The organism is Pseudofrankia sp. EUN1h, assembly GCF_001854645.1.
In the GTDB taxonomy this organism is placed as follows: Bacteria; Actinomycetota; Actinomycetes; order Frankiales; family Frankiaceae; genus Pseudofrankia; species Pseudofrankia saprophytica.
Map to the genome: position 1 here is coordinate 103,825 of NZ_MBLN01000041.1, position 23,901 is coordinate 127,725.

Below are 23,901 nucleotides of genomic sequence, written 5' to 3' on the forward strand. Positions count from 1 at the left end.
GGGCGGACCGCCCGCTGGAGGCCCTGTGTCGTTCAACTGGTTCGTCTCGGTCGACGACCACCTCATCGAGCCGGCTCGGCTGTGGCAGGAGCGGCTGCCCCAGCGCTGGCGGGACACCGGGCCCCGCATCGTCCGGGACGGCGCGTCGGAGTTCTGGGTCTACGAGGACCGCCAGATCGTCACCACGGGCCTGAACGCCGTCGCCGGCAAGTCGCGCGAGGAGTTCTCGCCCGAGCCGATCACCTACGAGGACATGCGCCTCGGCTGCTACGACCCGGCCGCCCGCGTCGCGGACATGGACCAGGGGCACGTGCTCTCGTCGATCCTGTTCCCGAGCTTCCCGCGTTACTGCGGGCAGGTGTTCCACGAGGCGAAGGACAAGGAGCTCGGCCTGCTCTGCGTCCAGGCCTGGAACGACTTCATCCTGGAGGAGTTCGCCGGTGACTTCCCCGGCCGCTTCATCCCGATGATGATCATTCCGCTGTGGGACCCGGCCGCGGCCGCGGCCGAGATCGAGCGGACGGCGGCGCGCGGCGGCAAGTCGATCGCGTTCTCGGAGAACCCGACGAAGCTCGGCCTGCCGTCGATCCACACCGACTACTGGGACCCGGTGTTCCAGGCCTGCAACGACACGAACTACGTCATCTCGATGCACGTCGGGTCGTCGTCCAACCTGATCCGCACCTCGGCGGACATGCCGACGCTCGCGTTCATGGCCTACTCGGCGGCGGCGAACCAGGCGGGCACGCTGCTCGACTGGCTGTTCAGCGGCATCTTCCCGAAGTTCCCGAACCTGAAGATCGCCCTTTCCGAGGGCTCGATCGGCTGGATTCCGTACTTCCTGGAGCGCGCCGAGCAGGTCATCGACAAGCAGCGTTTCTGGGCGTCGCGCTTCGACATCGACATGAATGCCTCCCACGAGCGCGGCGAGGCGAAGGGCGCGGCGTCCTTCGACCTGGACACCGACATCCGCAAGCTGTTCCACGACCACGTCTTCGGCACGTTCATCGAGGACCAGGCCGGCATCCGGCTGCTGGACATCATCGGCGAGGACAACGTGATGCTCGAGTGCGACTACCCGCACTCGGACTCCACCTGGCCGGACACCATCTCGATGGCCAACAAGTGGCTCGGCCACCTGTCCGAGGACGTCCAGCACAAGATCACCGTCGGGAACGCGGCTCGCGTCTACAACTTCACCCCGGCCGAACCGGCGGCAATCTCCTAACGCCCACCCGGTCGACAGCTTTGGCCGGCCGGCCGGTCGGTACCCCGGCCGGCCGGCTCGGCCCTTTCCACCACTCACCCGGCGCCGGACCCGCGCCCTCGGACCCGCGCCCCCGGGCCGGGTTCCCGCTGGCACCCGCGTCCGTCCAGTCGGCCCATTCGCCGGCCGCCGGCCGCCGGTTTCACCACGAGGTGACCGCGCCCGTGCGAACCCTTTTCAAAATCTCAGACCGCCATTCCAGGCGTTCTTTTCGCGTTCAACGATACGGAGAAATGAAAATGTCAGTAGTTCGGCCGAGCGCGGCTGGAAGACCCCGGATTCGCTTACCCCGCAAGCAGCTGGTCGCGGCGCTCTTAGGCGTGACGCTCGCCGTCGCGGCCTGCGGCAGCTCGTCGGACTCGGACAAGTCCGACGGCGCCGGGGCCACCGCCACCGCGCCCAAGCCGACCGGTGCCCCGATCAAGCTGGGGCTCATGACCGGCATCCAGACCGACGCGGTGTCCCAGCCGTGGGTCGCGCAGGCCGCGAAGATCGCGGCGGCGGCGGTCAACGCGAACGGCGGGATCCTGGGCCGGCCGGTCGAGATCGACGTCTGCGACGACCACAACACGCCTCAGGGTGCCTCGGTGTGCGCCCAGAAGCTGCTGGTCGAGGACAAGGTCCTCATGATGTCCGGTGACGACGGCACGATGGAGCCGAGCCTGCTCCCGACGCTGGACACGGCCAACACGATCTCCTGGGCGAGCCTCGGCGCCGCGTCGCCGTCCCTGCAGAACCCGCGCGTCTACATCCTGGAGCCGGTTCTCGTCGGCTACCGGATCCTCCCGCAGATGCTGCCGGCGAGCAGCAAGCACGTCGCCTACATCTCGGCGGACTCGGCCATCGCGCAGTCGTCGGCGAAGGTCTCGGCCAGCTACTACCCGCCGTCGGTCACGGTCGACCAGGTCAAGTTGGGCCTGACGGCCACCGACTTCCAGCCGACCTGCCTGCAGATCAAGCAGAGCGGCGCGGACACCGCGGTCGCCGCGATCAACCCGCGTCAACTCGCCCCGCTGATCCAGACCTGCAACCAGATCGGCCTGACCAAGCTGATGTGGGCGCTGCCGAGCATCGTGCTCACGCCGCAGGTCGTCGAGACCGTCACGAATCTCAAGCAGCCGAACCTGGTGGTGCTCGCCTTCGGTGAGGGTGCCATCGGCGCGTTCAACGACGACGTCGCCAAGTACGCGAAGCAGGTCGGCGGGATCACCAACACCATCGGTGACTCGGCGATCAACGCCTGGCTCAGCGTCAAGCTGCTCGCGGACATCATTCCCAAGGTCGGCGTCGTCGACGCGGTGAAGATCCGGGAGTACCTGGACAAGCAGACCGCGCTCGACACGCAGGGCGCGACCGCGCCGATCGACTTCACCTCCGCGGGCGTTCAGGGCATCCCGCGGGTGAAGAACCAGTCGGCGTCGCAGGGCGAAATCAAGGACGGCAAGCTCGTCGTCACCGTCGAGAAGCCGTTCATTGTGGGTAAGCCGCAGCAGTAGCCGCGCGCTCCGGCACGACGCGCCGGGCCGTGCCGCCGGGACATCGTGTCCGGCGGCGCGGCCCGGCACCGCCGTACGGCGGGCCCGGTCCGGGCCGGGCGGCGCGCGGACGGGGCGAACCGAACAGGAAGGACTGGCGGTGGACAGGGAAGCGCTCGAACACAGCCTCGCGCGTCGGTTGCTCGACCACATCGACAACCGCACGACGGACATGGCCGACGACGTCATGGAACTGCCGACCGACATCTACTCGGCGCAGCGGCAGGCCGAGGAGATCGAGGCGCTGTTCCTCGACCAGCCTCTCGTCCTCTGCCTGTCGGGCGCGCTACCAGAACCGGAGACCTACCGGACGGTCGACCTGCTCGGGACCCCCGTGCTGCTGACCAGGGACGGCGACGGCCAGGTGCACGCCTTCCTCAACGCCTGCCGCCATCGCGGTGTGCGGCTCGTCGACGGGGCGGGGGAGGCCATCCGGCTGACCTGCCCGTTCCACGCCTGGACCTATGGCCTCGACGGGAAGCTCGGCCGCATGCCGGTGCCCGACGGCTTCACCGGGCTGGACAAGAGCCGCAAGGGTCTGGTCCCACTCGAGGTCACCGAGGGCTACGGGCTCATCGTCGGCCGGCTGCGGCCCGGCCCACCGGTCGACATCGACGAGTATCTGGGCCCGGAGCTGGCCGGCGAGCTGGCGCTGCTCGACTTCGCCGACTGGCAACCTCACAGCGAGCCGCACGTGCACAAGGTGGGCGGCAACTGGAAGGTCACCCTGGACACCTTCCGGGAGAACTACCACTTCAACTACCTGCACAAGACCACGCTCGCCACCTACGCCGTCGGCGGCGTGCTGACGTTCGACCCGTTCGGCCGGCACCTGCGCAACAGCTCCGCGCTGAAGTCGATCGTCGAGCTGCGCGAGCGCCCCGAGGCCGACTGGGGCGACGTCGGCGGGCACTTCAGCTACCAGTACGCGCTGTTCCCGAACGTCAGCCTCACCTTCGACGCGCGGCACGTCGAGCTGTGGCAGATCCTCCCGGTCGACGAAAGCAGCTCCGAGGTCGTGCACACCTCCTACCTGCGTCCCGGCCTGACGGACGAGGAACGGTCGAAGGCGGTCGACATGGCGCCGTGGATCTGCGAGACCGTCGTCGACGGCGAGGACTTCTGGGTGGCCGGCCGCACCGAGCCGGGCGTGCGCCTCGGCATGATCGACACGGTCGTGTTCGGCCGCAACGAGCCGGCCCCGCAGCACCTGCACCGCGGGTTCGAGGCCGCGCTCGGGGCCCACCGCGCCCGCCACGCCGCCGGGGCGGGGTCGGCGTGAGCGGGACCTCCTCCGTCGGGTCCACCGACTCCGCCGGCGCTCCGTCGCCGACCGCTCCTTCACCGGCTGCTCCGTTGCTGACTGACGAGCCCGAGCCCGACCGCGTCGACGTGTCGGCGGCGGACGCCGCCACGGTGGTGACCGAGATGGCGCGCCGATTCCAGTCCGGTGACGTCGAGGGCGCGTTCGCGCTGATGTACCCGGAGATCCGGGTCCAGCAGCCGGACTCGCTGCCGCATGGCGGCTGGCACGAGGGCCAGGCCGGCATGGCGGCGATGAACGTCGAGGCCGGCCGCCACTGGGACCGTGCCATCACCAACCCGCTGGTCTTCGGCGACGCGACCCGCGCCGTCCAGCTCACCACCCAGACCTGGACCGCGAAGGCCACCGGCCGCTCGGCGACGGTCGACGTCATCGAGGTCTTCACCGTCGCCGGCGGCACCATCCGCGAGATCCGCGTCTTCCAGCAGGACACACATCTCCTGCTCGCCCTGCTCGCGGAGGACTAGGACCGGGCCCATGATCACCACGGACGTGTCGTCGCGGTCGTGATTCGACCGAATGCACGACGACGCCAACACGTCCGTGGTGATCAACCGGTCGTTCATCGCTTCCAGAAGGCCTGGCGTGACCTGCGCGTGGGGGCGTCCGGCGAGGAGCGGTCGTCGGTGAGCTGGTCGGCGCGTCCGTCGCGGATGGCCTCCAGGGTCGCGCGGGCGTGCTCCCAGAGCCGGGCCGCGTCCGACGGGTCCGGGGACGCGGCGGTGAGCTGGTTGGCGAGCCTCTCCAGCGCCGCGCACGCCGCCTCGTGCTGACCGGCTCGTCGCCACCCGGGCAGCGCCGCGCGGATGCGGCCGGCGAGCGCGGCCAGGTCGGCCGCCCCGCGGCGCGGCGAGGGCCCGTCGCCCGTGGACAGCACCGCCAGCTCGGCGGCGACGAACGCCCAGAGCGTGCCGGCACCCGGGTCGGCACCGGCGTCGGACGGTCCGGAACCGGTGGTCAGCTTGGCCTTTTGCCGGCCACGGCCGGTCCCTCGCCCGGGCCGCGGGCCGGGCCGCGGGCCGGGCCGAGGGGCGGCAGGTGAGCTCAGAGGGCCGCTGGCGAGGAAGTCAGGCACGTCGAAGTCATCCGAGCCCGCCGGGGTGTCCCGCCGCGCTCGGATGGGCGCGGGCCCGGCAGGCGCGGGAGGAACGACCGACGGAGGCATCGGCTGGTACATCGGGGGCGGTGGTCCGGCGGGCGCGGCGAAACTGGCGGCGACGGCGCTGCCGGCGAACAGCGGGACGCCGGCCGGCGTCCCGCCGGCGACCGGCGACTCGTAGGACCAGCCGCTGGGGAGGTCGACGGGCTGCGTCACCCGGCGGACCGTGCCGCCCTCGTTGACGACGCGCTGGTCGACGGCGACGAACGCGGTGAAGCGGGACAGCACCCGGTAGCGCAGCGACGTCTCGACGATGCGCTTCTCCAGCGCCTCATGGCCGCGCCGCTCGGCCTGGTCGGCCGCGTACCGGTCCTCCAGGTCGCGGATGCGGGCCCGTGCCCAGAGGGCCGTGAGAGCGGGGTTGCCGCTCGCCGCCGCGGCGGCCGCCGTCTGCCATGGAGAACCCCCGTCGGCGGCCTGCCCGGCGACGGTGACGGTCCCCACCGGCGGGCCGGTGAACCGGCCGGTGATGACGACGGGAGCACCGGTGAACAGGTCGGGCAGCGGCGCCGGGCTCAGCGAGTCGGCGTCGACGGCCAGGTCCGCCGGCCCCGCCGGGAGCAGCCGCAGGCCGGTGACCACGGGCGCGTCGATGCGGCGATGGATGTGGCGCATCGCGTCGTCCAGCCGGTCCTCGGACTCGACCAGCTCGCAGCGGCCGGCCGGGCCGGACAGCCGGCGCAGGAACGCCTCGTTCACCGCCCGGTCGATGCCGACGGTGTGGACCCGCACCCCGGTGAGGCCGGTGGCGAGCTCGCGCAGCAGCTGGTCCTCGTTGCCGACCTGGCCGTCGGTGACCAGCACGACGACCCGGTCGCGCTCGGGCGTCTCGGACCGCGGGCGGAGCAGGGCGGCGGCCTGCCGCAGCGGCTCCAGCATCTCCGTCCCGCCGCGGGCCTCCAGGGTGGCCAGGAACTCCACGGCCCGGAACCGGGCGCGGTCGCTGGCAGGCGCGAGCCCTGAGGGCAGGGCCGGCGGGGTGTCGACCCGGTTGTCGAAGGCCAGCACCGCGAAACGGTCACCGCCACGCAGGGTGTCGACGATCCGGCCGGCGGCCCGCCGCGCCGCGACCATCTTCCAGCCGCCCATCGAGCCGGACCGGTCGAGCACGATCACCACGTCCCGGTCCCGGGCCCGCGTCGTACCGGCCGGCGGCAGGATCGTGAGCGCGAACGTCCCGCCGCCCGCCGCGCCGCCCGCGCCGACAGTGGCTGTCTCGCCGTCCGCGGTCGTGGCGCCGTCCGCCGCAGGCTCGTCGGGCAGTACCGACAGCGAGGTGCTGACTGCCTCGTCCGCGTCGAACGTCAGGCGCAGCAGGAAGTCGCGGTCGGCTCGATCGCCCGGCTCCAGCCGGACGCGCAGGCCGTCCGTGCGTCGTTCGGTGATGACCGTGTGCAGGCTCGCGTCGACGGAGGCCAGCGGCAGGCCGGCCGGGTCGATGTCGACGGCCACCGAGAGGCGCTCCGGGTTCGGGAAGCCCGGCAGCAGCACCGGCGGGCTGATCCGGGACGCGTCCGRCACGGCGTCGGTGTCGGCCGTGACCCCGTCGCCGACCTGCTCGCCCGCGAGCGGGGCACCGGGGATGTAGCGGGGCGCGACGACGAGCGGGAAGCGGAAGGTCGCGGCGCCGTCCTCGTAGGACAGCTCTCCGGCCAGYGTCAGGCGGACGGTGACCCGCTCGCCGGGCAGGATGTTGCCGACCCGCATGGTGAAGACGCCGGGGCGCTCCTCTTCGGCGATCGACGCGCGCCTGCCCTGGGTGATGGCCGTGTCGTAGTCCGCCCGCGCCTGGCCACGTTCCTTGAGCTCGGCCTCGACGACCCGGCCGTCCGCCTCCATCCGTAGCGCGGTGACCGCGGCCCGCGGCGGCAGCGGGAAGATGTAGGTGGCCTCGAGTGGCTCGTCGTACGGGTTGTGAAAGCCCTGGCTGAGCGTGATGGTCGACGCGAGGCCGGTGACTGCGGCCTGGACGTCGATCGCGTCGAGTGGCAGGTTGCCGCGCCCGGTCCGCAGGCAGCCGAGGCCGTCCTCCTCGTTCCGTCGAGGCGCGTCCGCCTGGGCCGGCGGTTCCGGCTCGACCAGGTCGACCATGCCGACGGTGCTGATCCGTTCGAGGTCGGTGCTCACCGTTCCCCTTCCTCCGCCGCCTGTCCGCGACCACTCGACCCGACGAGCGGCGTTCCCGGCGTGCCCTGTCATCTTGACAGTGTCACGATGACACTGTCAAGATGGCCACATGAGGTCGCGCAGGGATGTCGAGCAGGGATCATGACTGTGGACCCTGACGTCGAGGCYGCGGGGGAGTACGCGGACGCCGGTCCGTGGACCCTCGGGGAGCTCCCCAGCCGGGTGGCGGCGCTGCTCGCCGGCAACTACGAGGGCCAGAGCAGTGGCCGCGTCGGCGAGCTGCCGACCGAGCGGACCGTCCGCTGGTACGCCACGATCGGCCTGGTCGACCGGCCGGTCGCCACTCGTGGCCGCGTCGCCCTCTACGGCCCTCGGCACGTGCTCCAACTCGCCGCGATCAAGAAGCTTCAGTCCGAGGGGCGGTCGCTCGCAGAGATCCAGCAGCGACTGCTCGGCGCGTCCGACCCTCAGCTCACGGAGCTGGTCGGAGCGCCGCGTCCCGTCCGCGCGTCCATGGCCGTCCCGCCCGCGGCGGCGCCCGCCGAGTTCTGGAAGCGCGGCGCGCCGAGGCGCCCGGCGGCGCGGCCGCCCACGTCGGTCGCCGCGTCAGCGTCAGCGCCCGGTCCCGCGCCCGGACCCGGACCCGGACCCGCGGGCGCGGGCGCGGCGACCGCCGTGCCAGCCATCCGGCTGGGTGACACTGTCACGCTCGTCCTGGGTGCCGCCGCCCGGACGCCGGACGCCGACGAGCTCGACGCCATCGCGGCGGCCGCGGTTCCCCTGCTCGATCTGCTCGTCCGCCTCGGCCTGGCTCCCGGTTACGGTTTCGGTGACCTGCGGCCAGAGGATGGAGACGGCCATGGAAGTCGCACCTGGGCGCGATGACTCACAGGAGACCCTCTGGAATGGCGCCGCCGCGCGTGGCTGGACGGTGGTGCAGGACCTGATCGACGAGATGTACCGGCCGTTCGAGGACCTGCTCGCGGAGGCGGTGGTTCCCGGCTCCAGCGTGCTCGATGTCGGCTGCGGTACGGGCGCGACGACCCTCGCCGCCGCGCGGCGGGCGGGCCCGGCGGGACGTTGCGTGGGCGTCGACGTCTCGGAGCCGATGATCGCGGCCGCCCGGGCGCGGATCGAACGGGCGGGTGTGTCGGCCGGCTTCGTCCGCGCCGACGCCGCCACGCACGCTTTCGAACCGGCCGGCTTCGAGCTGCTCGTCTCCCGCTTCGGCGTCATGTTCTTCGACGACTTCCCCCGAGCCTTCGCGAACCTGCGGCGGGCCGGGACGGACACCGCAACGATCCGGTTCATCACCTGGCGGAGCCCCGGCGAGAATCCGTTCCAGACGACGGCCGAGCGGGCCGCGGCGCCGCTCCTGCCACACCTGGCGCCCCGCGACCCGGACGCGCCCGGCCAGTTCGCCCTCGCGCGGGAGGACCGGGTCCGCGATTTCCTCGACGAGGGCGGCTGGACCGGCATCGACATCCAGCCGATCGACGTGGAGGTCGCGCTGCCGGAAACGGAGCTGGTTCGCTACCTCACCCTGCTCGGTCCCGTCGGCCGGGCGCTTCAGGGGGTCGACGAGCGGACCCGCGCCCAGGTCGTCGAGACTGTCCGCCCCGCCTTCGACCCCTACCAGCGGGGCACGGAGATCCGGTACACCGCGGCGTGCTGGCTGGTCGTCGCCCACGCACAGGCGGGGCAGCCGTAGCGCCGTGGCACGGAGGAGCACGGCCAACAGGACGCACCAGACGAGAGCGGAGCCGGTTCCCCCGGGGACCGAGCCGGCCGTCAGCCGGTTCAGGGCGAGGGACGGGCCTCCGGCCGACCAGCGTGGGTCGTCGATGCCGAACACCGCCGCCACGCTGCCCAGCGTCACGGTCAGGACGGCGAGGACGAACCGCGCGATGTTCTGTCCGAAAATGATCGCGGAGTCGGGCGCGAGCAGGGCCAGTGGATTCATCGTGGCGTCATTCCAAGCTGGGAGCGGCGGCGATACGTGGGCGAGGTGGTGCGACGAGGTAGGCGCGAGTCCCTGCTGGGCGGCGGCGGTGTTTCCGTCATTTCTCGTCGACCTCCGCGCTCGTTTCGGGCGGGCTATCTCAGGACGACCGCGAGCGTCGCCGCGATGATGACGATGCTCTGGGAGCTGTGGACGGCGATGCCGATGAGGGCGCTGCGGTAGCGTTTCGCCGGGTAGGAGAGAGCGAACGTGTCGAACAGCGCGCTGGAGATGGCCCACGGCATGTGCAGGTGGTAGGTGGCGAACAGGACGCCGTTCGCGACCCAGTCACGCCGGCCGAAGACGCCGTTCATGCGGGGCAGCAGCAGACCTCGGAACAACAGCTCCTCACCCARCACCGTGTTGAAGACGGCGAGCGCCACGACCAGGGCGAACCAGCTCCATGATCCGGAGAAGAGCTGCTGGCCGGCGGGCGAGTCGAGGAACGTCCCCATGTCGCGATTCGCCGGATACGGCGCCATGGGCAGGAACTCCTCGGCCGCGAAGAGCAGCAGGCATGGAACGAGCACGAGCCAGAGCCGCCCGCCGCGACGTTCCGTGCGCGTGCCGCGCGGGGCACGCAGCCACAACACGTCCCGCACGCGGGACCACCGCAGGGACCGCTGCTCCCTGGCGACCAGGATGACGACGAGCAGGAACTGCCAGACCAGGCCCATCGTCATGCAGAGCAGGAGGGCGCGGGCCAGCGGCGCGGGCCCATCGAGCCGGTGCGCGAGCCAGGGAGTGGCCACCCAGGACAGAAATGCCATCGGCAACGCGGCCGCCGCCCAGACCGCGCCGATCTGGCGAAGCGAATACTGCGGCGGCTGGCCACGTTCCGCGGCGTTTTCGTCGGTGGTACGCGCAGTCAATCTTTCTCCGGCCGCGCTCGATGTCATGGCGGTCATCGCCGATCCTTTCGGTCGTCTGGTCGTGATGCCGAATACGACGTTATGGACGCGACAAGGCGATGTCATCGAGCCAAGGGAACATTGACGTTCCTACCCCAGGGGGAGCCGCCTCTTACTTTGGTCGGAGGCGAGGAGCCCTAAAGGGCGCTATGTTCGACGCGTGAAGCGCCTGTGGTCGTTCGCGCGGTGGTTCGTCCGTAGCCACGGTCTGGACCTGCTCATCGTGGTCGCCGCGGTTGAGGGCGCTCTCGACGCCGCCTGGTGGCGGGACCCCGCCGACGAGCAGGCGTCCCGCTGGTTCGCCGTGCCCGCGACGGTCCTCGTCGTGATACCGCTGCTCGGCCGTCATGTCCGGAGCGGTTGGCCAGGTCGCGGCGACTCGGGCCGGGCTGGTTCGGCGGTGATCGATTCGGGTAGTCCAGAGGTGGCCGGCTCTGGCGGCGCGAGCGGCTGGCGGTTCGCGGCGCCAGTGCTGGTCTTCCTGCTGGCGGGCGCGTTCTCGTTCGTCGACGGGTCCCTCGTCACCGCCAGCGCGGGCGTGTTCGCGGCGGGAATGGTCGCGTCCCTGCTGCTGGGGCAGCTCGCGGACAGCCGGCAGGCCGGCATCGGTCTCGCCGTCGTCCTCGCCGGCACGGAGATCATCGTCTCCAACGACCCAGCCCATGACACCGACAACTTCGTCTTCACGCCCGCGCTGTTCGCGATCGCCTGGCTCGCCGGCTTCGCGCTGCGCGAGCGCACCGCGCAGGCGGCCGCGGCCGAGGAACGAGCCCTGCTGGCCGAACGTGAGCGCGCCGCCGGGGCTCGGGTCGCCGTGGCGGAGGAACGTGCCCGGATCGCGCGCGAGCTGCACGACGTCGTCGCCCACGCGGTCAGCGTGATCGTGCTGCAGTCCGGTGCCGTCCGCCACGGCCTGCCCGACGCGTTCCAGGAGGAGAAGGAAGCGCTGCGCGGTGTGGAACGGACCGGCCGGACGGCGCTGGGCGACATGCGTCGCCTGCTCGGCGCGTTGCGCCGCGACGACGAGCACCCCGACCTTTCGCCCCAGCCGGGGCTTGGCAACCTGGAGCTCCTGACGGCCGACTTCCGCCACGCGGGCCTGCCGGTGCGGCTACGGGTCGAGGGCGAGCGCGGCGAGCTGCCACCGGCGCTCGATCTCTCCGCCTACCGGATCATCCAGGAAGGGCTCACGAACGCCCTCAAGCACGCGCGCGCCARCCATGCCGAGGTCCTGATCCGCTTCGAGCCGGGCCAGCTGTCGATCGACGTCAGCGACGACGGGCACGGCGGATCGCCGGGCGACAGCATCGGCTATGGCCTGGTCGGCATCCGGGAGCGGGTGAAGATCTACGGCGGCGAGATGACCGCGGGTCCGGCTCCCGGCGGGGGCTTCCTGCTGCGGACGCGCCTGCCGCTCCCGCCGGGCACCGGTTCCGGCGTGGCCGGCCGCGCCGACTTCGCCGGCCGCGCCGACTTCGCAGATCTCGCAGATCTCGCCGATCTCAACGGTTCCGCTGGCGGTGGGCGATGACCATCCGAGTACTCGTAGCCGACGACCAGTCCATGATCCGCGCGGGCTTTCGCATGCTGCTCGCCCGCGAGCCGGACATCGAGGTCGTCGCCGAGGCGAGCAACGGCCGGGAGGCGGTGCGGCTGGCGGCCCGCTGTGACCCGACGGTCATCCTGATGGACATCCGGATGCCCGAGCTCGACGGCCTGCACGCCACCCAGCAGATCCTCGCGGCGAACGGGTCAGCGCGCGTCCTGATTCTCACGACGTTCGACCTCGACGAGTACGTCTACGAGGCGCTCCGCTCCGGGGCCAGCGGCTTCGTCCTCAAGGACGACCCACCGGAGCAACTCATCGCCGCGATCCGCACCGTGGCGACCGGCGACGCGCTGCTGTCGCCGACCGTCACGAGACGGGTGATCAGCCAGTTCGTCCGCATCCCTCGCCCCACGCCCCCGCCGGAGCTGACCGACCTGACGTCGCGCGAACGGGACGTCTTCCGCCTGATCGCCCTCGGTCGGTCCAACGCGGAGATCGGCCGGGAGCTCTTCATCGGCGAGGGAACCGTCAAGACGCACGTCACCCACGTCCTGCAGAAGCTGAACCTGCGAGACCGCGTCCAGGTGGTCGTCCTGGCCTACCAGACCGGCCTGGTCACCCCGGGCGCCGACCGCCCCGTCAGCCGCGAGTAGGCCCCCAGACCACTGCCACAGCCAGCGCGACGGCTCAGCCGCCCCCGCCGATGGCGAAGGAACGCAGAGCCAGGTCCGGGGCGCTCTTCCTCGCGTTCTCGGGAGGCTCGCCGCAGACGAGGACCGGGAGGTCGCGGGCGACCTCGACCGTCGCGGTCGCGCGCCCAGGACCGGACGGGCCGTCCCAGGCCAGGTCGACGGTGGCCGAGCGGCCGTCGGGCGCCGGGTCGGTGCTCGCCGAGGTGAGCCGGTGGTCCAGCCAGGCCCAGCCGAAGCGTTCGAAGAGCTCGCGTTCGGCCACCTGGCCCCACATCCCGAGGGCGGTGGTGCCGCGATAGTGGCCGCTCAGCGGCGGCCTGCCGGCCCGGCGGACGATCGTGTCGAGCACGTCGGCGTCGAGAAATCCCCACGCCAGCCCGTCGGGCAGGGTGAAGCCGGTGGGGGCGAAGCGGTGGCCGCCGGTGTGGCTGCAGCGGCGGACGCGCACGTCCGGCCACGCGCCGGTCTCCTCCAGGGCGAGCCGAGTGCCGAGCCGGCCGCAGCAGGTGTCCCGCGTGCCGTGCCCGCAGATCAGCACCTCCGGCGGCGCGGGCCGGCCCCGCCCGTCCGGTGCCTCGACGAGCCGGGCGATCTGGTCGACGACGTCCCCGGCAGGGACTACGTGGTCGGTGCCGGTGAAGCCGCCCGTCGGGGAACGTCGCCAGATCGTCACACCCACCCCGGCGCCCGCGCCCGCCGCGAGCCGCGCGGGCAGGCCGGCCGGCTGCCCGTCGATCGACGGGCGCACGGCGAGCAGCCTGGCCGGTGGCAGTCCCCGCCGGGCCAGCCCGGCGAAGATCGGTAGCTCGCCGATGTCGTGCGGCCACGGCGGCGGCGTCTCGATCAGGACGAACAGGTCGCAGGTGAGCGCCGAGCCGATCGGGTCCGCTCCCTGTGCCTGGGTCCAGGGAGCGCACCGGTAGGACTGGCCGGAGTCGGGGGGCGTCGCCTGTGGTGAGGAGTCGACGGTCACGGCGGTCACCTTCCGTTCAGCCGATCCCGGCCCGGACGGCGCCGGTCATCTCCCGAAACCTACTTACCCACGGGGTGAGGTAGTCCTCCGCCGCGGCTGTGTCATCCGGCACTGGCAGCTGGAGGCGCACGTCGGTGACCCCGGCCGCGAGCAGTGCCGCGAGACCGTCCATCGTCGCGCCCAGCTCCGGCGTCCCGTCCGGGCCGGGCACGTTCGCGAGCTTGCCGGCGATCCCGAGCTCCAGCGGGTCGCGGCCGTGTGCGGCGACGGCGTCGCGCATCCGGGGGATCGTCTCGACCAGGTCGGCGGCGCGGTCGGACGCCGGCCCCCACGGGATCCAGCCGGCGCCGAACCGGGCGAGGCGGCGCATCGCGCCGGGGTTGACCGTTCCGCTGACCCAGATCGGCACGCCGCCCGGCTGGACCGGCTTCGGGTTGAGATGGATGTTCTCGAAGGACAACTCGGGGGAGTGGTAGCTGGCCCGGGGCTCCCGCCACAGCAGCTGGCAGACCTCGAGGGTGTGGTCGAGCAGCCGGCCGCGCCGGGAGAACTCCAGCCCGGCGGCCTCGTACTCCTCGCGCTGCCAGCCGATGCCGACACCGAGGTCGAGCCGGCCGCCGGAGAGCACGTCCAGCGTGGCGGCGCTCTTGGCCAGCACGACCGGCCTGCGCAGCGCGGCGAGCAGGATGCTGTTGGTGAGCCGCACCCGCGACGTCATCCCGGCCAGGAACGACATGGTCGTCATCGGCTCGAGGAAGTGGCCGTCCGGCCCCGTCGGCTGCCCGCCGCCGACGCGGCCGCCGATCTCGGGCCGCGCGTAGTTCTCCATGTGCTCGCCGAAGACGACGTGCTCACCGGAGAGCACCACCCGGTCGATGCCGGCCCGGTCGGCGGCGACTACCCGGCTGAGCAGCGGGCGCCACGAGCCGGGGTCCGCCGGCGCCAGCGCCAGGTAACGGATCGAGAGCTGGGCGGTGCTCATGCGTTTCCGCCCGCGAGCGCCTCCGCGAGCGACGCGGGCAGGCCGATGGAGCGCGGCTCCAGGAAGCTCGCCAGCCCCTCCGGCCCGAGCTCGCGGCCGAGCCCGGACTGCTTGAACCCGCCGAAGGGCACCAGCGGGAACGGCGGGAAGTCGGTGCCCACGTTCACGGCGCCGGTGCGCAGCCGGCGCGCGACGGCGAGCGCCCGCGCCGGGTCGGCGCTCCAGACGCCGCCGGCCAGCCCGTACGGCGAGTCGTTCGCGATCCGGACGGCCTCGTCGGCGTCGTCGAACGGGATGACGCACAGCACCGGGCCGAAGATCTCCTCCCGGGCGACCCGCATCCCGTTGTCGACGTCGCCGAGGATCGTGGGTTCGACGTACCAGCCCTTCGGCGGGTTGGCGGGCCGCCCGCCGCCGGTGACGACCCGCGCGCCGTGCTCCACGGCGTCGCCGATGTAGCCCTCGACGCGGGCCCGCTGCCGCTCGGCGACCAGCGGGCCGATCACCGTCGCCGGGTCGTGCGGGTCGCCGAGCGGGATCGCCGCCGCGGTGGCGCCCGCGGCCTCCAGCGCCTCGGCGTAGCGGGACCGRTGCACGAGGATCCGGGTCTGGGCGGCGCAGACCTGGCCGGAGCGGTTCAGCCCGATGCCGACGACCGTCGGCACGACCGCGGCCACGTCGGCGTCGTCGAGCAGGATGCAGGCGGACTTGCCGCCGAGCTCCAGCGAGACCCGCTTGATCTGCTCGCCGCACAGGCTCATGATCCGCTTGCCGGCGGCGGTGGAGCCGGTGAAGGCGATCTTGTCGGTACCGGGGTGGGTGACCAGGTGCTCGCCCACTTCGCGACCGCCCGGCACGACGTTGACGACCCCCGGCGGTAGGCCCGCGTCCCGCAGCGCCTCGGCGAGCACGAACGTCGACAGCGGTGCCTCCGGCGGAGGCTTGATGACCACCGTGCAGCCGGCGGCCAGCGCCGGCGCCGTCTTCCAGGCGGCCAGGGTGACGGGCGCGTTCCACGGCACGATCGCGCCGACGACGCCGACCGGCTCCTGGGTGACGAGACCCGCGCGCGGGCCGGCCGTCACGATCCGCTCGAAGGGGAACGCCGCCGCCAGGCCCGCGTAGTACTCGAACACCGGCGCCACCAGCCCGGTCTGCGACGCCGGGTTGCTCACCGGGCAGCCGATCTCGTCGACGGTCACGGCGGCGATCTGGCCCGCGCGCTCGGCCAGCAGCTTCGCCGCGCGGGCGAGGACCTCGCCGCGCTGCGCCGGCGTCATCCGCGGCCACGGGCCGTCGTCGAACGCGGCCCGGGCGGCGGCGACCGCCCGGTCGATGTCGCCGCCCGTCGCGAGCGGGACCTCACCCACGACGTCCTCGCTCGACGGCGAGATGACGCCGAACCGGTCCGGGCCGCTCGGCGCGGCCCAGCCGCCATCGATGAAGAACGCGTCCCGGTACATCAGTCGCTGGTCCACGCCTGACCGCATCCCCTCGTCGTCGTCCGTCCACTCGGCAACGCCTGCTCGACGCGGCGGTCAGCCGAGCATGTTGATGCCACCGTCGACGATGATCGTCTGACCGGTGATGTAGCCAGCGCCTTCCGAACAGAGGAAGCCGACGACCGGGGCGAGGTCGGTCGGGTGGCCGATGCGGCGCAGGGCCGCGTTGCCGAGGCCCTTCTCCAGGACCTCGCGGGGCACGACCTTCAGCGTCGCCTCGGTGTCGATGACGCCCGGAGCGATCGCGTTCACGGTGATGCCGAACGGGCCCAGCTCGCGGGCCAGCGTCTTCGTCATCGTGATGACGGCGGCCTTCGACATCGAGTAGTGCAGCGAGCGGGGGACGGTCGCGTAGACCGACGCCGAGCTCTGGTTGACGATGCGGCCGAAGCCCTGCTCCTTCATGCGCGGGATGGCGGCTCGGCACATGTAGAACGTGCCGCTGACGTTGATGTCGATCATCCGCTGCCACATGCCGAGGTCGATCTCCTCGGCGATCGCGAAGTCGCGGTTGGCGTAGAGCGCCGCGTTGTTGACGAGGAAGTCGATCGACGTCCGCTCGGCGACGACCCCGTCGACGGCGGCGCGGCAGGCCTCCGCGTCGGAGATGTCCAGGACGAGCGTGCTGGCCGATAAGCCGGCCGCCGTCAGCTCCTTGGTCATGGTCTCGGCCGCCGGGCCGTCGATGTCGGCGACCACGACGTGGGCGCCGCGGCCGGCGAAGTGCCGCGCGTACTCCGACCCGATGCCGTGCGCGGCGCCGGTGATGACAGCCACGCGTCCCGTGAAGTCAGTCATGGCAACCTCTCTCGCTGCTGGCCAGACAGGATGCAAGGGTACCCTTGCATCGAAACCGCCCGCAAGGGATGATGCGTGCCGGGCGGAACCCTGAGCCGTGCATACGGGGAAAGAAGCAGGGTTGATGAACGCAGGGTTGATGAACAGAGAGCAGGACCTCGAGGCGTTACGCCGGATGCTGCGCATCCGCCGTTTCGAGGAGGCGGCGATGGACATCGTGCGCAAGGGCCAGGGCATCGCCGGCTCGGTGCACATCTGTATCGGCCAGGAGGCCACGGTCGTCGGCTCGTGCCTGGCGCTGCGCGACGACGACTACATGGTCGGCTACCACCGCTCCCACGGCCATCCGATCGCCAAGGGCGCGCCGCTCGGCCCGCTCATGGCCGAGCTGATGGGCAGGCGGACCGGCGTGTGCCACGGCAAGGGCGGCTCGATGCACCTCGCCGACTTCGGCGTCGGCAGCCTCGGCGAGACGGCGATCGTCGGCGCGGGCATCCCGCAGGCCGTCGGCGCCGCCTACAGCGCGCGCGTACGCGGCACCGAGCAGGTGGCGCTGGCGTTCTTCGGCGACGGCGCCGCCAACATCGGGTCGTTCCACGAGGGGCTGAACCTCGCCTCGGTCTGGGGCCTGGGCGTCGTGTTCGTCTGCGAGAACAACCTGTACGCGATGTCGACGGCGCTGGCCGACACGATGGCGAGCGACACCATCGCGGCCCGCGCGGCCGCGTACCGGATGCCGGGTGTCGTCGTCGACGGCCAGGACGTCGCCGCCGTGTTCGACGTGGTGAGCGCCGCCGTCGAGCGCGGGCGCCGCGGGGGCGGGCCGACCCTCGTCGAGGCGCGGACCTACCGCTACCGCGACCACGCCGAGTACGGAAACATGGACCTCTCGCACCGGCCGCCCGACGAGGTCGAACACTGGCGGTCGCGCGACCCTGTCGAGCTGCTCCGTGCCCGGCTGCTCGCCGGCGGCGTCGCCGAGGACCAGCTCGCGGCGCTCGCCCAGGCCGCCGCCGACGAGGTGCGCGCCGCGGTCGCCTTCGCGAAGAGAAGCCCCCAGCCGGCGCCGGCGGAACTGTTCGAGGATCTCTGGGCGACGCCGCTCGACGCCGGGCCGGCCGTGCCCGCCGTGCCGGCGGAGGCCTCGCGATGAGGACGATGAGCTACCGCGAGGCATTGCGTGAGGCGATGCTCGAGGAGATGCGGCGCGACCCGACCGTCGTCGTGTTCTGCGAGGACGGCCGGTTCTGGACGATGCCGACGAACGGGTTCGTCGACGAGTTCGGCCCGGACCGGGTCCCGGTCATGCCGATCTCCGAGGAGGGCTTCACCGGTGCCGCGATCGGCGCCGCGATGACGGGCCTGCGCCCGATCGTCGACTACACGATCGCCAACCTAATGTACGTCGCGTGGGACCAGATCGTGAACCACGCGGCGAAGAACCGGTACCTGTTCGGTGGCCAGGCGAGCGTGCCGATCGTCTTCCGCGCCGCGATGAAGTACGCGAACGCGACCGCGGCCCAGCATTCCGACCGGCCCTACCCGCAGCTCATGAACGTCCCCGGGCTGAAGATCGTCGTCCCGACGACGCCGGCGGACGCGCTCGGGCTGCTGAAGTCGGCCATCCGCGACGACGACCCGGTCGTCTTCTTCGAGCCGCTGCGGCTGTGGGGCGTGAAGGGCGAGGTACCGGACGGGGACCATCTCGTCCCGCTCGGGAAGGCGGCCGTCGCCCGCGAGGGGCGGGACGTCACCGTCGTCGCGATCGGCGACGCCGTGCCCGCCGCGCTGAAGGCCGCGGCCGAGCTCGCGAGCCACGGCGTCGAGCTGGAGGTGATCGACCCGCGCACACTGGTGCCGCTGGACAAGGGGGCGATCCTCGCGTCGGTCGAGAAGACCGGCCGGCTCGTCGTCGCCGACCCGGCGCACAAGACCTGCGGGGCGGCGGCCGAGATCGCGGCGATCGTCGCCGAGGAGGGTTTCTCCTCGCTGCGTGCTCCCATCGCGCGGGTCGTCGCCCCGGACGTCCACCCGCCGTTCAGCCCCGCCCTCGAACGGCTCATGTACCCGACGCCGGAGCGGATCGCCGCCGCCGCGACCGCGCTGCTCGGCTCGCCGAAGGAGCTCGCCGTCCCGTGACCACCGAAAAGCCCGTGACCACCGATCAGCCCGTGACCACCGAGGTGAACCTGCCCCAGTTCGGGATGGGGATGACCGAGGGCACCGTCCTGGCGTGGTTCAAGAACGAGGGCGACCCGGTCGAGGAGGACGAGGAGATCGCCGAGATCGAGGCCGAGAAGACCACCGTCGTCGTGGTCGCCCCGGCGACCGGTGTGCTGTCCCGGATCCTCGTCCAACCCGAGGAGACCGTTCCCGTCTTCACCCCGCTCGCGCTGATCGAAGGTGATGGACCGTGACTGTTCTGGAGGAGTCAGGGCCGACGGCCGAGCCCGGCCGCGGGCGGGTCGCCGGCAAGGTGGCCGTCGTGACCGGCGCGGGCCAGGTGCCGGGGCCCGGCGTCGGCACCGGCAAGGCGACCGCGCTGCTGCTCGCCCGGCACGGCGCGGCCGTCGTGCTCGTCGACAACGCTCCCGACCGCGCCGAGGTGACCCGCAAGGAGATCGAGCAGGCCGGCGGTCGCGCCGTCGTCGTCGCCGGCGACGTCACGGTCGCCGCCGACGGCGAGCGCTTCACCCAGGCCGCGCTCGACGCGTTCGGCCGGCTCGACATCCTGGTGAACAACGTCGGCGTCTCCCGTCCCGGCAGCATCCTGGACACGGCCGAGGACGCCTGGGACGACCTGTTGCGGATCAATCTGAAGTCCGTCTACCAGGTGTCCCGGTTCGCCATCCCGGCGATGGCCGCGAGCGGCGGCGGGTCGATCGTCAACATCTCCTCGATCGGCGCGCTGCGCGCGATCGGGTTCGCCGCCTACTCGGCGGCGAAGGGCGGGATGATCTCGCTGTCCCAGGAGATGGCCGCGGCGCACGGGCCGCTCGGCATCCGGGTGAACGTCGTCGTTCCCGGCTCGGTGCGGACGCCGCGCACCCAGGGCGCCGCCGAGAAGCTCGGCCAGGATCTCACCGAGATCCAGAAGACCGCCGCCTCCGTCCTGCCGCTCGGCGCGGTCACCCATGGCACCGGCTGGGACGTCGCGTACGCGGCGCTGTTCTTCGCCAGCGACGAGTCGAGCTGGATCTCCGGCCAGGTGCTCGCCACCGACGGCGGTGCGAGCGTCACCCTGCCCGCCGTCGCGCTCGCCGGCCTGCGCGCCGGGAGCGGGCGATGACCCCCGAGGAGCTGTTCGCCGAGTGGACGGCGGCCTGGGTCACCCGTGACCCGGTGGAGCGGCTGCGCCGCTTCGAGGCCTGCTGCGCCGACGAGGTGGAGTTCGTCCCGCCGGACGAACGGCCGGTCGTGCGCGGGCGCCGCGCCCTCGCCGACCACGTCACCGACTACACCGCCGCCTGGCCCGACGGCGTGACCGCGACGCTGGCCACGCCCCCCGAGAGCCACCACGACTGGAGCCGGGCGTACGTCCGCTGGGCGTTCCCCACGGCCGTCGCCGTCGGCCTCGACATCATCCGCGTCGAGAACGGACGGATCGCCACCATGCTCGTCTTCGCCGAGGGGGCCCGGTCATGACCGGACAGTCGACCAGTGCCCGGCGCGTCCGGGAGGACCTCGGCCACGTGGTCATCGACGCCGACGCGCACCACGTCGAGATCAGTGTCGCGTTCGCCGACTTCGTGCGCGACAACGGCGGCGGCCAGCTGCTCGACGACCCGGCGGTGAAGGCCCTGGGCCTCGCAGACGGGTCCGGCGAGCGGGTGCCGTCGCTCGCCGAGCGCCGCCGGCTGCACCTGTCGGCCCGCCCGGTGTGGTGGACGCCGAGCGACACCCTGGACTACGCGACCGTCGCCATGCCGTCGCTGTACCACGAGCGGCTCGGCGAGGCCGGGATCGACTTCGCGGTCATCTACCCGTCGCGCGGCATGGTGCTGCTGTCGCTGGAGAACCCCGACACCCGGGTGGGGCTCGCCAGGCTCTACAACGCCTACGTCGCGCAGGCCTACGCGCCCTACCGCGACCGGCTCGCCCCGGTCGCGGTCATCCCGGCGCACACCCCGGACGAGGGGATCGCGGCACTGGAGCACGCGGTGTCGCTCGGGCTGCGGGCGGCGCTGATGCCGTCGTTCGTCTGGCGGCCGATCCCGGCGTTCGCCGACGCGCCACCCGAGTACCGGTCGAGGCTGCAGCGGATCGACAACTTCGGGCTCGACAGCGACCACGACTACGACCCGTTCTGGGCCAAGGCGGTCGAGCTCGGCGTCCCGCTGTCGTGCCATTCGAACGGCTTCAGGTTCACCGGCCACTTCTCGCCGTCGAACTACTCCTACGCCGCCGGGCATTTCGCGGCGGTGGGGGAGGCGACCGCCAAGTCGCTGTTCCTCGGCGGGGTCATGACGAGGTTTCCCGACCTGCGGGTCGCGCTGCTGGAGGGCGGCGTGGCGGGCGGCGTGCGGGTCTACGGCGACCTGGTGTCGCGGTTCGAGAAACGCGGGAAGGCGGGGCTGGGCCGGCTCGACCCGGYCCGGCTCGACCCGGCGGAGCTGGCCCGGCTGGCGACGAGGCACGCCCCGGAGCTCGCCCACTACCGGCCTGAGCAGCTCGTGCCCGGTGTGTCGGCCGTGGACGGCCAGGTCGACGACTTCGCCRCCAGCGGAGTCAGCTCGGCCGAGGAGATCCGGGACGCGTTCGTCCGCGGCTTCTACTGGGGATGCGAGGGCGACGACCCGCTGGTGGGCCTCGCCTACGACAGCCGAGTCAACCCGCTCGGTGCCCAACTGCGGGCGATGATGGGCTCCGACCTCGGGCACTGGGACGTCCCGTCGTTCACCCACCCGCTCCTCGAGGCCTACGAGCTGGTCGAGGACGGCATTCTCACGCCCGCGCAGTTCGAGGAGTTCACCTGCGTGAACGCGGTGCGGTTCTACGGCGGCACGTCGCCGGAGTTCTTCGCGGGCACCGCCGTCGCGGCGGATGCCGAACGCATCCAGGCGGCAAACCGGGCCGCCGGCGAGCCAGGAGCGAGGGAACTGGAGCGGACCGCATGAACGCACACATGCAGCGCGAGTTAGGCCGGCGGACCCTGGACCTCATCGACCGTAGGACGACCGACCTGGCCGAGCACACCATGGAGGAGCCGCTGGACGGCTACCGGTCGCCCKAGCAGTTCGAGCTGGAGCGCCGGATCGTCTTCAACCGCTACCCGATGTTCGTCGGCCTCACCCGCGACCTGCCCGAGCCCGGCTCGTGGCTGACGTTCGACGCGACCAGCACGCCGATGCTGCTCACCCGCGACGCGTCCGGCCGGGTGCGGGCCTTCCTCAACATGTGCCAGCACCGGGGCGTGCGGGTCGTGGAACCGGGGTGCGGTACCGGTGCCCGCCGGTTCACCTGCCCGTTCCACGCGTGGGTCTACGACCTGGAGGGCCGGCTCGTCGGCCTGCCGGGCGCCGAGGGATTCTCCGACATGCGCCGCGAGGACCGCGGGCTGATCGAGCTGCCAGCCGAGGAACGCCACGGCATGATCTTCGCGTCGGCCAACCCCGACGCGCCGTTCACGGTGGACGAGTACCTCGCCGGCCTCGGGGAGCAGTTCGCGTCGTTCGGCTTCGAGACCTGGCACCCGATCGCCGCGACCCATCCGCACCCGGTGGCGACGAACTGGAAGGTCGTCTGGGGCACCCACTGCGAGACCTACCACTTCGCCCACCTGCACCGCGAGACCGCCCGCCCGCTGGTCTACAGCAACACCTCGATCGCGGACTTCTACGGCGAGCACGCCCTGATGACCTCGACGATGCGCACCGTCGACAGGCTGCGCGAGACGCCGGAGGAGGACTGGCGGCCGGTCGACGACGGCCAGATCAACCTCAACTACCGGCTCTTCCCGAACCTGAGCTTCTCGGTGGTCGGCGACCGGCTGGAGATCTTCACGATCTACCCGGGGCAGGGTCTGCACGAGACGGTGGCGCTGCACTACGCCTACCGCCGCGAGCTGCCCGCCTCACCCCAGGAGGCCAAGGAGCTGGAGGAGGCGGTCCGCTGGGCGTGCCAGACGGTCGTCGACAAGGAGGACTACGAGATGGCGACGCGGGCCGGCCTCGGGCTGCGCTCGCCGTTCGTGCCGAAGACGCTGGTGTTCGGCCGCAACGAGCCGGTGATGCAGCACATGGCGCGCACCCTGCGCCAGGTCCTGGGCTCGGCCGTGGCGCAGCCGGCATGAACGGGACCGAACCGCTGGCCAAACCGCTCGCCGGGCGGGTCGCCCTGGTGACGGGCGCGGCTCAGGCGGCTGGCCGCGGGTATGCCCGCGCCCTCGCGGCCGCGGGCGCGCAGGTCGTCGTCGCCGACCAGTTCCTCGACGCGGGCGCGGAGACGCTCGACCTCATCGAGAAGGACGGCGGGACCGCCCGGTTCTGCCATCTCGACGTCACGGACGAGGCCAGCGCGCAGGGAGCGGTCGCGTTCGCCACGGCGGAGTTCGGCCGGCTCGACGTGCTGGTGAACAACCCGAACCGCTACCGGGACACGACGTACACCCCCCTCGCGCAGATGACGACCGAGCACTGGGACACGACGATGGCGGTGATGGTGCGCGGGACGTTCCTCCTCTGCAAGGCCGCGGTCCCAGAGCTCGCCAGGTCACCGTGCGCGGCGATCGTCAACCACACCTCGTCGGCCGCCTACGGCGTGCGCAACTGGCTCGACTACGGGACGGCCCGCGGCGCGGTCATCGCGATGACGAAGTCGCTGGCCAAGGAGCTGGCCCCGCTGGGAATCCGGGTCAACGCGCTGTCGGTCGGCTCGATGGCGGCCGAGGCGATCGCGCTCGGCGTGCTGGAACGCGAGGAGCAGATGACGGGCACCCCGGAGTTCCGCATGCAGCTCATCGGGCGGGTCGCCACCGAGGACGACGTCGCCGGCCCGGTCGTGTTCCTTGCCAGTGACGCCTCCCGCTACATGACCGGCCAGACCATCTCCTACGACGGCGGCAAGTTCTTCCTCGGTTAG

23 protein-coding genes are annotated in these 23,901 nt (G+C 72.2%); 17 read left to right on the plus strand and 6 right to left on the minus strand.

Features of this window, described 5'->3' with window-relative positions:
* The first annotated feature begins 25 nt into the window (after positions 1-25).
* From BCD49_RS09090 to BCD49_RS09105, 4 genes are all read left to right on the plus strand, one after another.
* On the plus strand, positions 26-1,228 hold the full coding sequence (locus BCD49_RS09090) for an amidohydrolase family protein (protein ID WP_007508263.1): 1,203 nt from the start codon (positions 26-28) through the stop codon (positions 1,226-1,228).
* 359 nt (positions 1,229-1,587) lie between these two features.
* On the plus strand, positions 1,588-2,763 hold the full coding sequence (locus BCD49_RS09095; RefSeq protein WP_232794210.1) for an ABC transporter substrate-binding protein: 1,176 nt from the start codon (positions 1,588-1,590) through the stop codon (positions 2,761-2,763).
* Between the two features lie 139 nt (positions 2,764-2,902).
* A complete protein-coding gene (locus BCD49_RS09100) occupies positions 2,903-4,084 on the plus strand; it encodes an aromatic ring-hydroxylating oxygenase subunit alpha (RefSeq protein ID WP_007508261.1) in 1,182 nt (393 codons plus the stop codon).
* Positions 4,085-4,158: 74 nt separating this feature from the next.
* Complete coding sequence (locus BCD49_RS09105; RefSeq protein WP_232794209.1) at positions 4,159-4,593, plus strand: nuclear transport factor 2 family protein; 435 nt, start codon at positions 4,159-4,161, stop codon at positions 4,591-4,593.
* Positions 4,594-4,688: 95 nt separating this feature from the next.
* On the opposite strand, the gene BCD49_RS09110 is transcribed toward BCD49_RS09105, so the two are convergent.
* Entirely contained in the window at positions 4,689-7,412 is a 2,724-nt protein-coding gene (locus BCD49_RS09110) for a VIT domain-containing protein (protein WP_071041385.1), read from the minus strand.
* 141 nt (positions 7,413-7,553) lie between these two features.
* Here BCD49_RS09110 and BCD49_RS09115 point away from each other — a divergent pair, with 141 nt between their 5' ends.
* Both BCD49_RS09115 and BCD49_RS09120 read left to right on the plus strand, forming a co-directional pair.
* A complete protein-coding gene (locus BCD49_RS09115) occupies positions 7,554-8,297 on the plus strand; it encodes a helix-turn-helix domain-containing protein (protein ID WP_007508256.1) in 744 nt (247 codons plus the stop codon).
* Positions 8,272-9,123: a class I SAM-dependent methyltransferase gene (locus BCD49_RS09120; protein WP_007508254.1), complete on the plus strand. Its 852-nt coding sequence runs from the start codon at positions 8,272-8,274 to the stop codon at positions 9,121-9,123. Before BCD49_RS09115 ends, BCD49_RS09120 begins: the two co-directional genes overlap by 26 nt.
* A 386-nt stretch (positions 9,124-9,509) precedes the next feature.
* Here the strand turns inward: BCD49_RS09120 and BCD49_RS09125 are convergent, their stop codons facing one another.
* Entirely contained in the window at positions 9,510-10,166 is a 657-nt protein-coding gene (locus BCD49_RS09125; protein WP_198536055.1) for a CPBP family intramembrane glutamic endopeptidase, read from the minus strand.
* Between BCD49_RS09125 and BCD49_RS44040 the strand changes: the two genes are divergently transcribed.
* From BCD49_RS44040 to BCD49_RS09135, 3 genes are all read left to right on the plus strand, one after another.
* A complete protein-coding gene (locus BCD49_RS44040; RefSeq protein ID WP_198536054.1) occupies positions 10,159-10,410 on the plus strand; it encodes a hypothetical protein in 252 nt (83 codons plus the stop codon). The genes BCD49_RS09125 and BCD49_RS44040 overlap by 8 nt on opposite strands.
* Before the next feature lie 75 nt (positions 10,411-10,485).
* Positions 10,486-11,856 (plus strand): sensor histidine kinase, encoded by a 1,371-nt coding sequence (locus BCD49_RS09130; RefSeq protein WP_071041386.1) that lies wholly within the window; start codon positions 10,486-10,488, stop codon positions 11,854-11,856.
* Entirely contained in the window at positions 11,853-12,527 is a 675-nt protein-coding gene (locus BCD49_RS09135; RefSeq protein WP_007508246.1) for a response regulator, read from the plus strand. The genes BCD49_RS09130 and BCD49_RS09135 overlap by 4 nt, the downstream gene beginning before the upstream one ends.
* 34 nt (positions 12,528-12,561) lie before the next feature.
* Here the strand turns inward: BCD49_RS09135 and BCD49_RS09140 are convergent, their stop codons facing one another.
* Genes BCD49_RS09140 through BCD49_RS09155 form a run of 4 tightly spaced genes read right to left on the minus strand, consistent with a single transcriptional unit; the run spans position 12,562 to position 16,821 of the window.
* Positions 12,562-13,539, minus strand: coding sequence for a sucrase ferredoxin (locus BCD49_RS09140; RefSeq protein WP_007508244.1), 978 nt, complete (start codon positions 13,537-13,539; stop codon positions 12,562-12,564).
* A gap of 16 nt (positions 13,540-13,555) precedes the next feature.
* On the minus strand, positions 13,556-14,521 hold the full coding sequence (locus BCD49_RS09145) for a TIGR03619 family F420-dependent LLM class oxidoreductase (protein ID WP_007508242.1): 966 nt from the start codon (positions 14,519-14,521) through the stop codon (positions 13,556-13,558).
* Positions 14,518-15,999 (minus strand): aldehyde dehydrogenase, encoded by a 1,482-nt coding sequence (locus BCD49_RS09150; RefSeq protein ID WP_027141112.1) that lies wholly within the window; start codon positions 15,997-15,999, stop codon positions 14,518-14,520. The genes BCD49_RS09145 and BCD49_RS09150 overlap by 4 nt, the downstream gene beginning before the upstream one ends.
* 60 nt (positions 16,000-16,059) lie before the next feature.
* Entirely contained in the window at positions 16,060-16,821 is a 762-nt protein-coding gene (locus BCD49_RS09155) for an SDR family NAD(P)-dependent oxidoreductase (RefSeq protein WP_007508238.1), read from the minus strand.
* Between the two features lie 124 nt (positions 16,822-16,945).
* Between BCD49_RS09155 and BCD49_RS09160 the strand changes: the two genes are divergently transcribed.
* Genes BCD49_RS09160 through BCD49_RS09195 form a run of 8 tightly spaced genes read left to right on the plus strand, consistent with a single transcriptional unit; the run spans position 16,946 to position 23,901 of the window.
* Complete coding sequence (locus BCD49_RS09160) at positions 16,946-17,974, plus strand: thiamine pyrophosphate-dependent dehydrogenase E1 component subunit alpha (protein WP_007508236.1); 1,029 nt, start codon at positions 16,946-16,948, stop codon at positions 17,972-17,974.
* Entirely contained in the window at positions 17,971-18,960 is a 990-nt protein-coding gene (locus tag BCD49_RS09165; RefSeq protein WP_007508234.1) for an alpha-ketoacid dehydrogenase subunit beta, read from the plus strand. The genes BCD49_RS09160 and BCD49_RS09165 overlap by 4 nt, the downstream gene beginning before the upstream one ends.
* Positions 18,957-19,238 carry a lipoyl domain-containing protein gene (locus BCD49_RS09170; RefSeq protein ID WP_007508232.1) on the plus strand — a complete coding sequence of 94 codons (282 nt, stop codon included), beginning with the start codon at positions 18,957-18,959 and terminating at the stop codon, positions 19,236-19,238. The genes BCD49_RS09165 and BCD49_RS09170 overlap by 4 nt, the downstream gene beginning before the upstream one ends.
* Positions 19,235-20,110, plus strand: a complete 876-nt coding sequence (locus BCD49_RS09175) for an SDR family NAD(P)-dependent oxidoreductase (protein WP_007508231.1) — start codon at positions 19,235-19,237, stop codon at positions 20,108-20,110. Before BCD49_RS09170 ends, BCD49_RS09175 begins: the two co-directional genes overlap by 4 nt.
* Positions 20,107-20,466 (plus strand): nuclear transport factor 2 family protein, encoded by a 360-nt coding sequence (locus BCD49_RS09180; RefSeq protein WP_007508229.1) that lies wholly within the window; start codon positions 20,107-20,109, stop codon positions 20,464-20,466. Before BCD49_RS09175 ends, BCD49_RS09180 begins: the two co-directional genes overlap by 4 nt.
* Positions 20,463-21,938 (plus strand): amidohydrolase family protein, encoded by a 1,476-nt coding sequence (locus tag BCD49_RS09185; RefSeq protein WP_071041387.1) that lies wholly within the window; start codon positions 20,463-20,465, stop codon positions 21,936-21,938. Before BCD49_RS09180 ends, BCD49_RS09185 begins: the two co-directional genes overlap by 4 nt.
* Entirely contained in the window at positions 21,935-23,113 is a 1,179-nt protein-coding gene (locus BCD49_RS09190; protein ID WP_071041388.1) for an aromatic ring-hydroxylating oxygenase subunit alpha, read from the plus strand. The genes BCD49_RS09185 and BCD49_RS09190 overlap by 4 nt, the downstream gene beginning before the upstream one ends.
* On the plus strand, positions 23,110-23,901 hold the full coding sequence (locus BCD49_RS09195; protein ID WP_007508224.1) for an SDR family NAD(P)-dependent oxidoreductase: 792 nt from the start codon (positions 23,110-23,112) through the stop codon (positions 23,899-23,901). The genes BCD49_RS09190 and BCD49_RS09195 overlap by 4 nt, the downstream gene beginning before the upstream one ends.

Bases quoted from the DNA above. Each gene is read 5' to 3' on its own strand.
- BCD49_RS09145 (WP_007508242.1), bottom strand. From the start codon at position 14,521: ATGAGCACCGCCCAGCTCTCGATCCGTTACCTGGCGCTGGCGCCGGCG.
- BCD49_RS09165 (WP_007508234.1), top strand. From the start codon at position 17,971: ATGAGGACGATGAGCTACCGCGAGGCATTGCGTGAGGCGATGCTCGAG.
- BCD49_RS09155 (WP_007508238.1), bottom strand. From the start codon at position 16,821: ATGACTGACTTCACGGGACGCGTGGCTGTCATCACCGGCGCCGCGCAC.
- BCD49_RS09195 (WP_007508224.1), top strand. From the start codon at position 23,110: ATGAACGGGACCGAACCGCTGGCCAAACCGCTCGCCGGGCGGGTCGCC.
- BCD49_RS09120 (WP_007508254.1), top strand. From the start codon at position 8,272: ATGGAAGTCGCACCTGGGCGCGATGACTCACAGGAGACCCTCTGGAAT.
- BCD49_RS09160 (WP_007508236.1), top strand. From the start codon at position 16,946: ATGAACGCAGGGTTGATGAACAGAGAGCAGGACCTCGAGGCGTTACGC.
- BCD49_RS09180 (WP_007508229.1), top strand. From the start codon at position 20,107: ATGACCCCCGAGGAGCTGTTCGCCGAGTGGACGGCGGCCTGGGTCACC.
- BCD49_RS09135 (WP_007508246.1), top strand. From the start codon at position 11,853: ATGACCATCCGAGTACTCGTAGCCGACGACCAGTCCATGATCCGCGCG.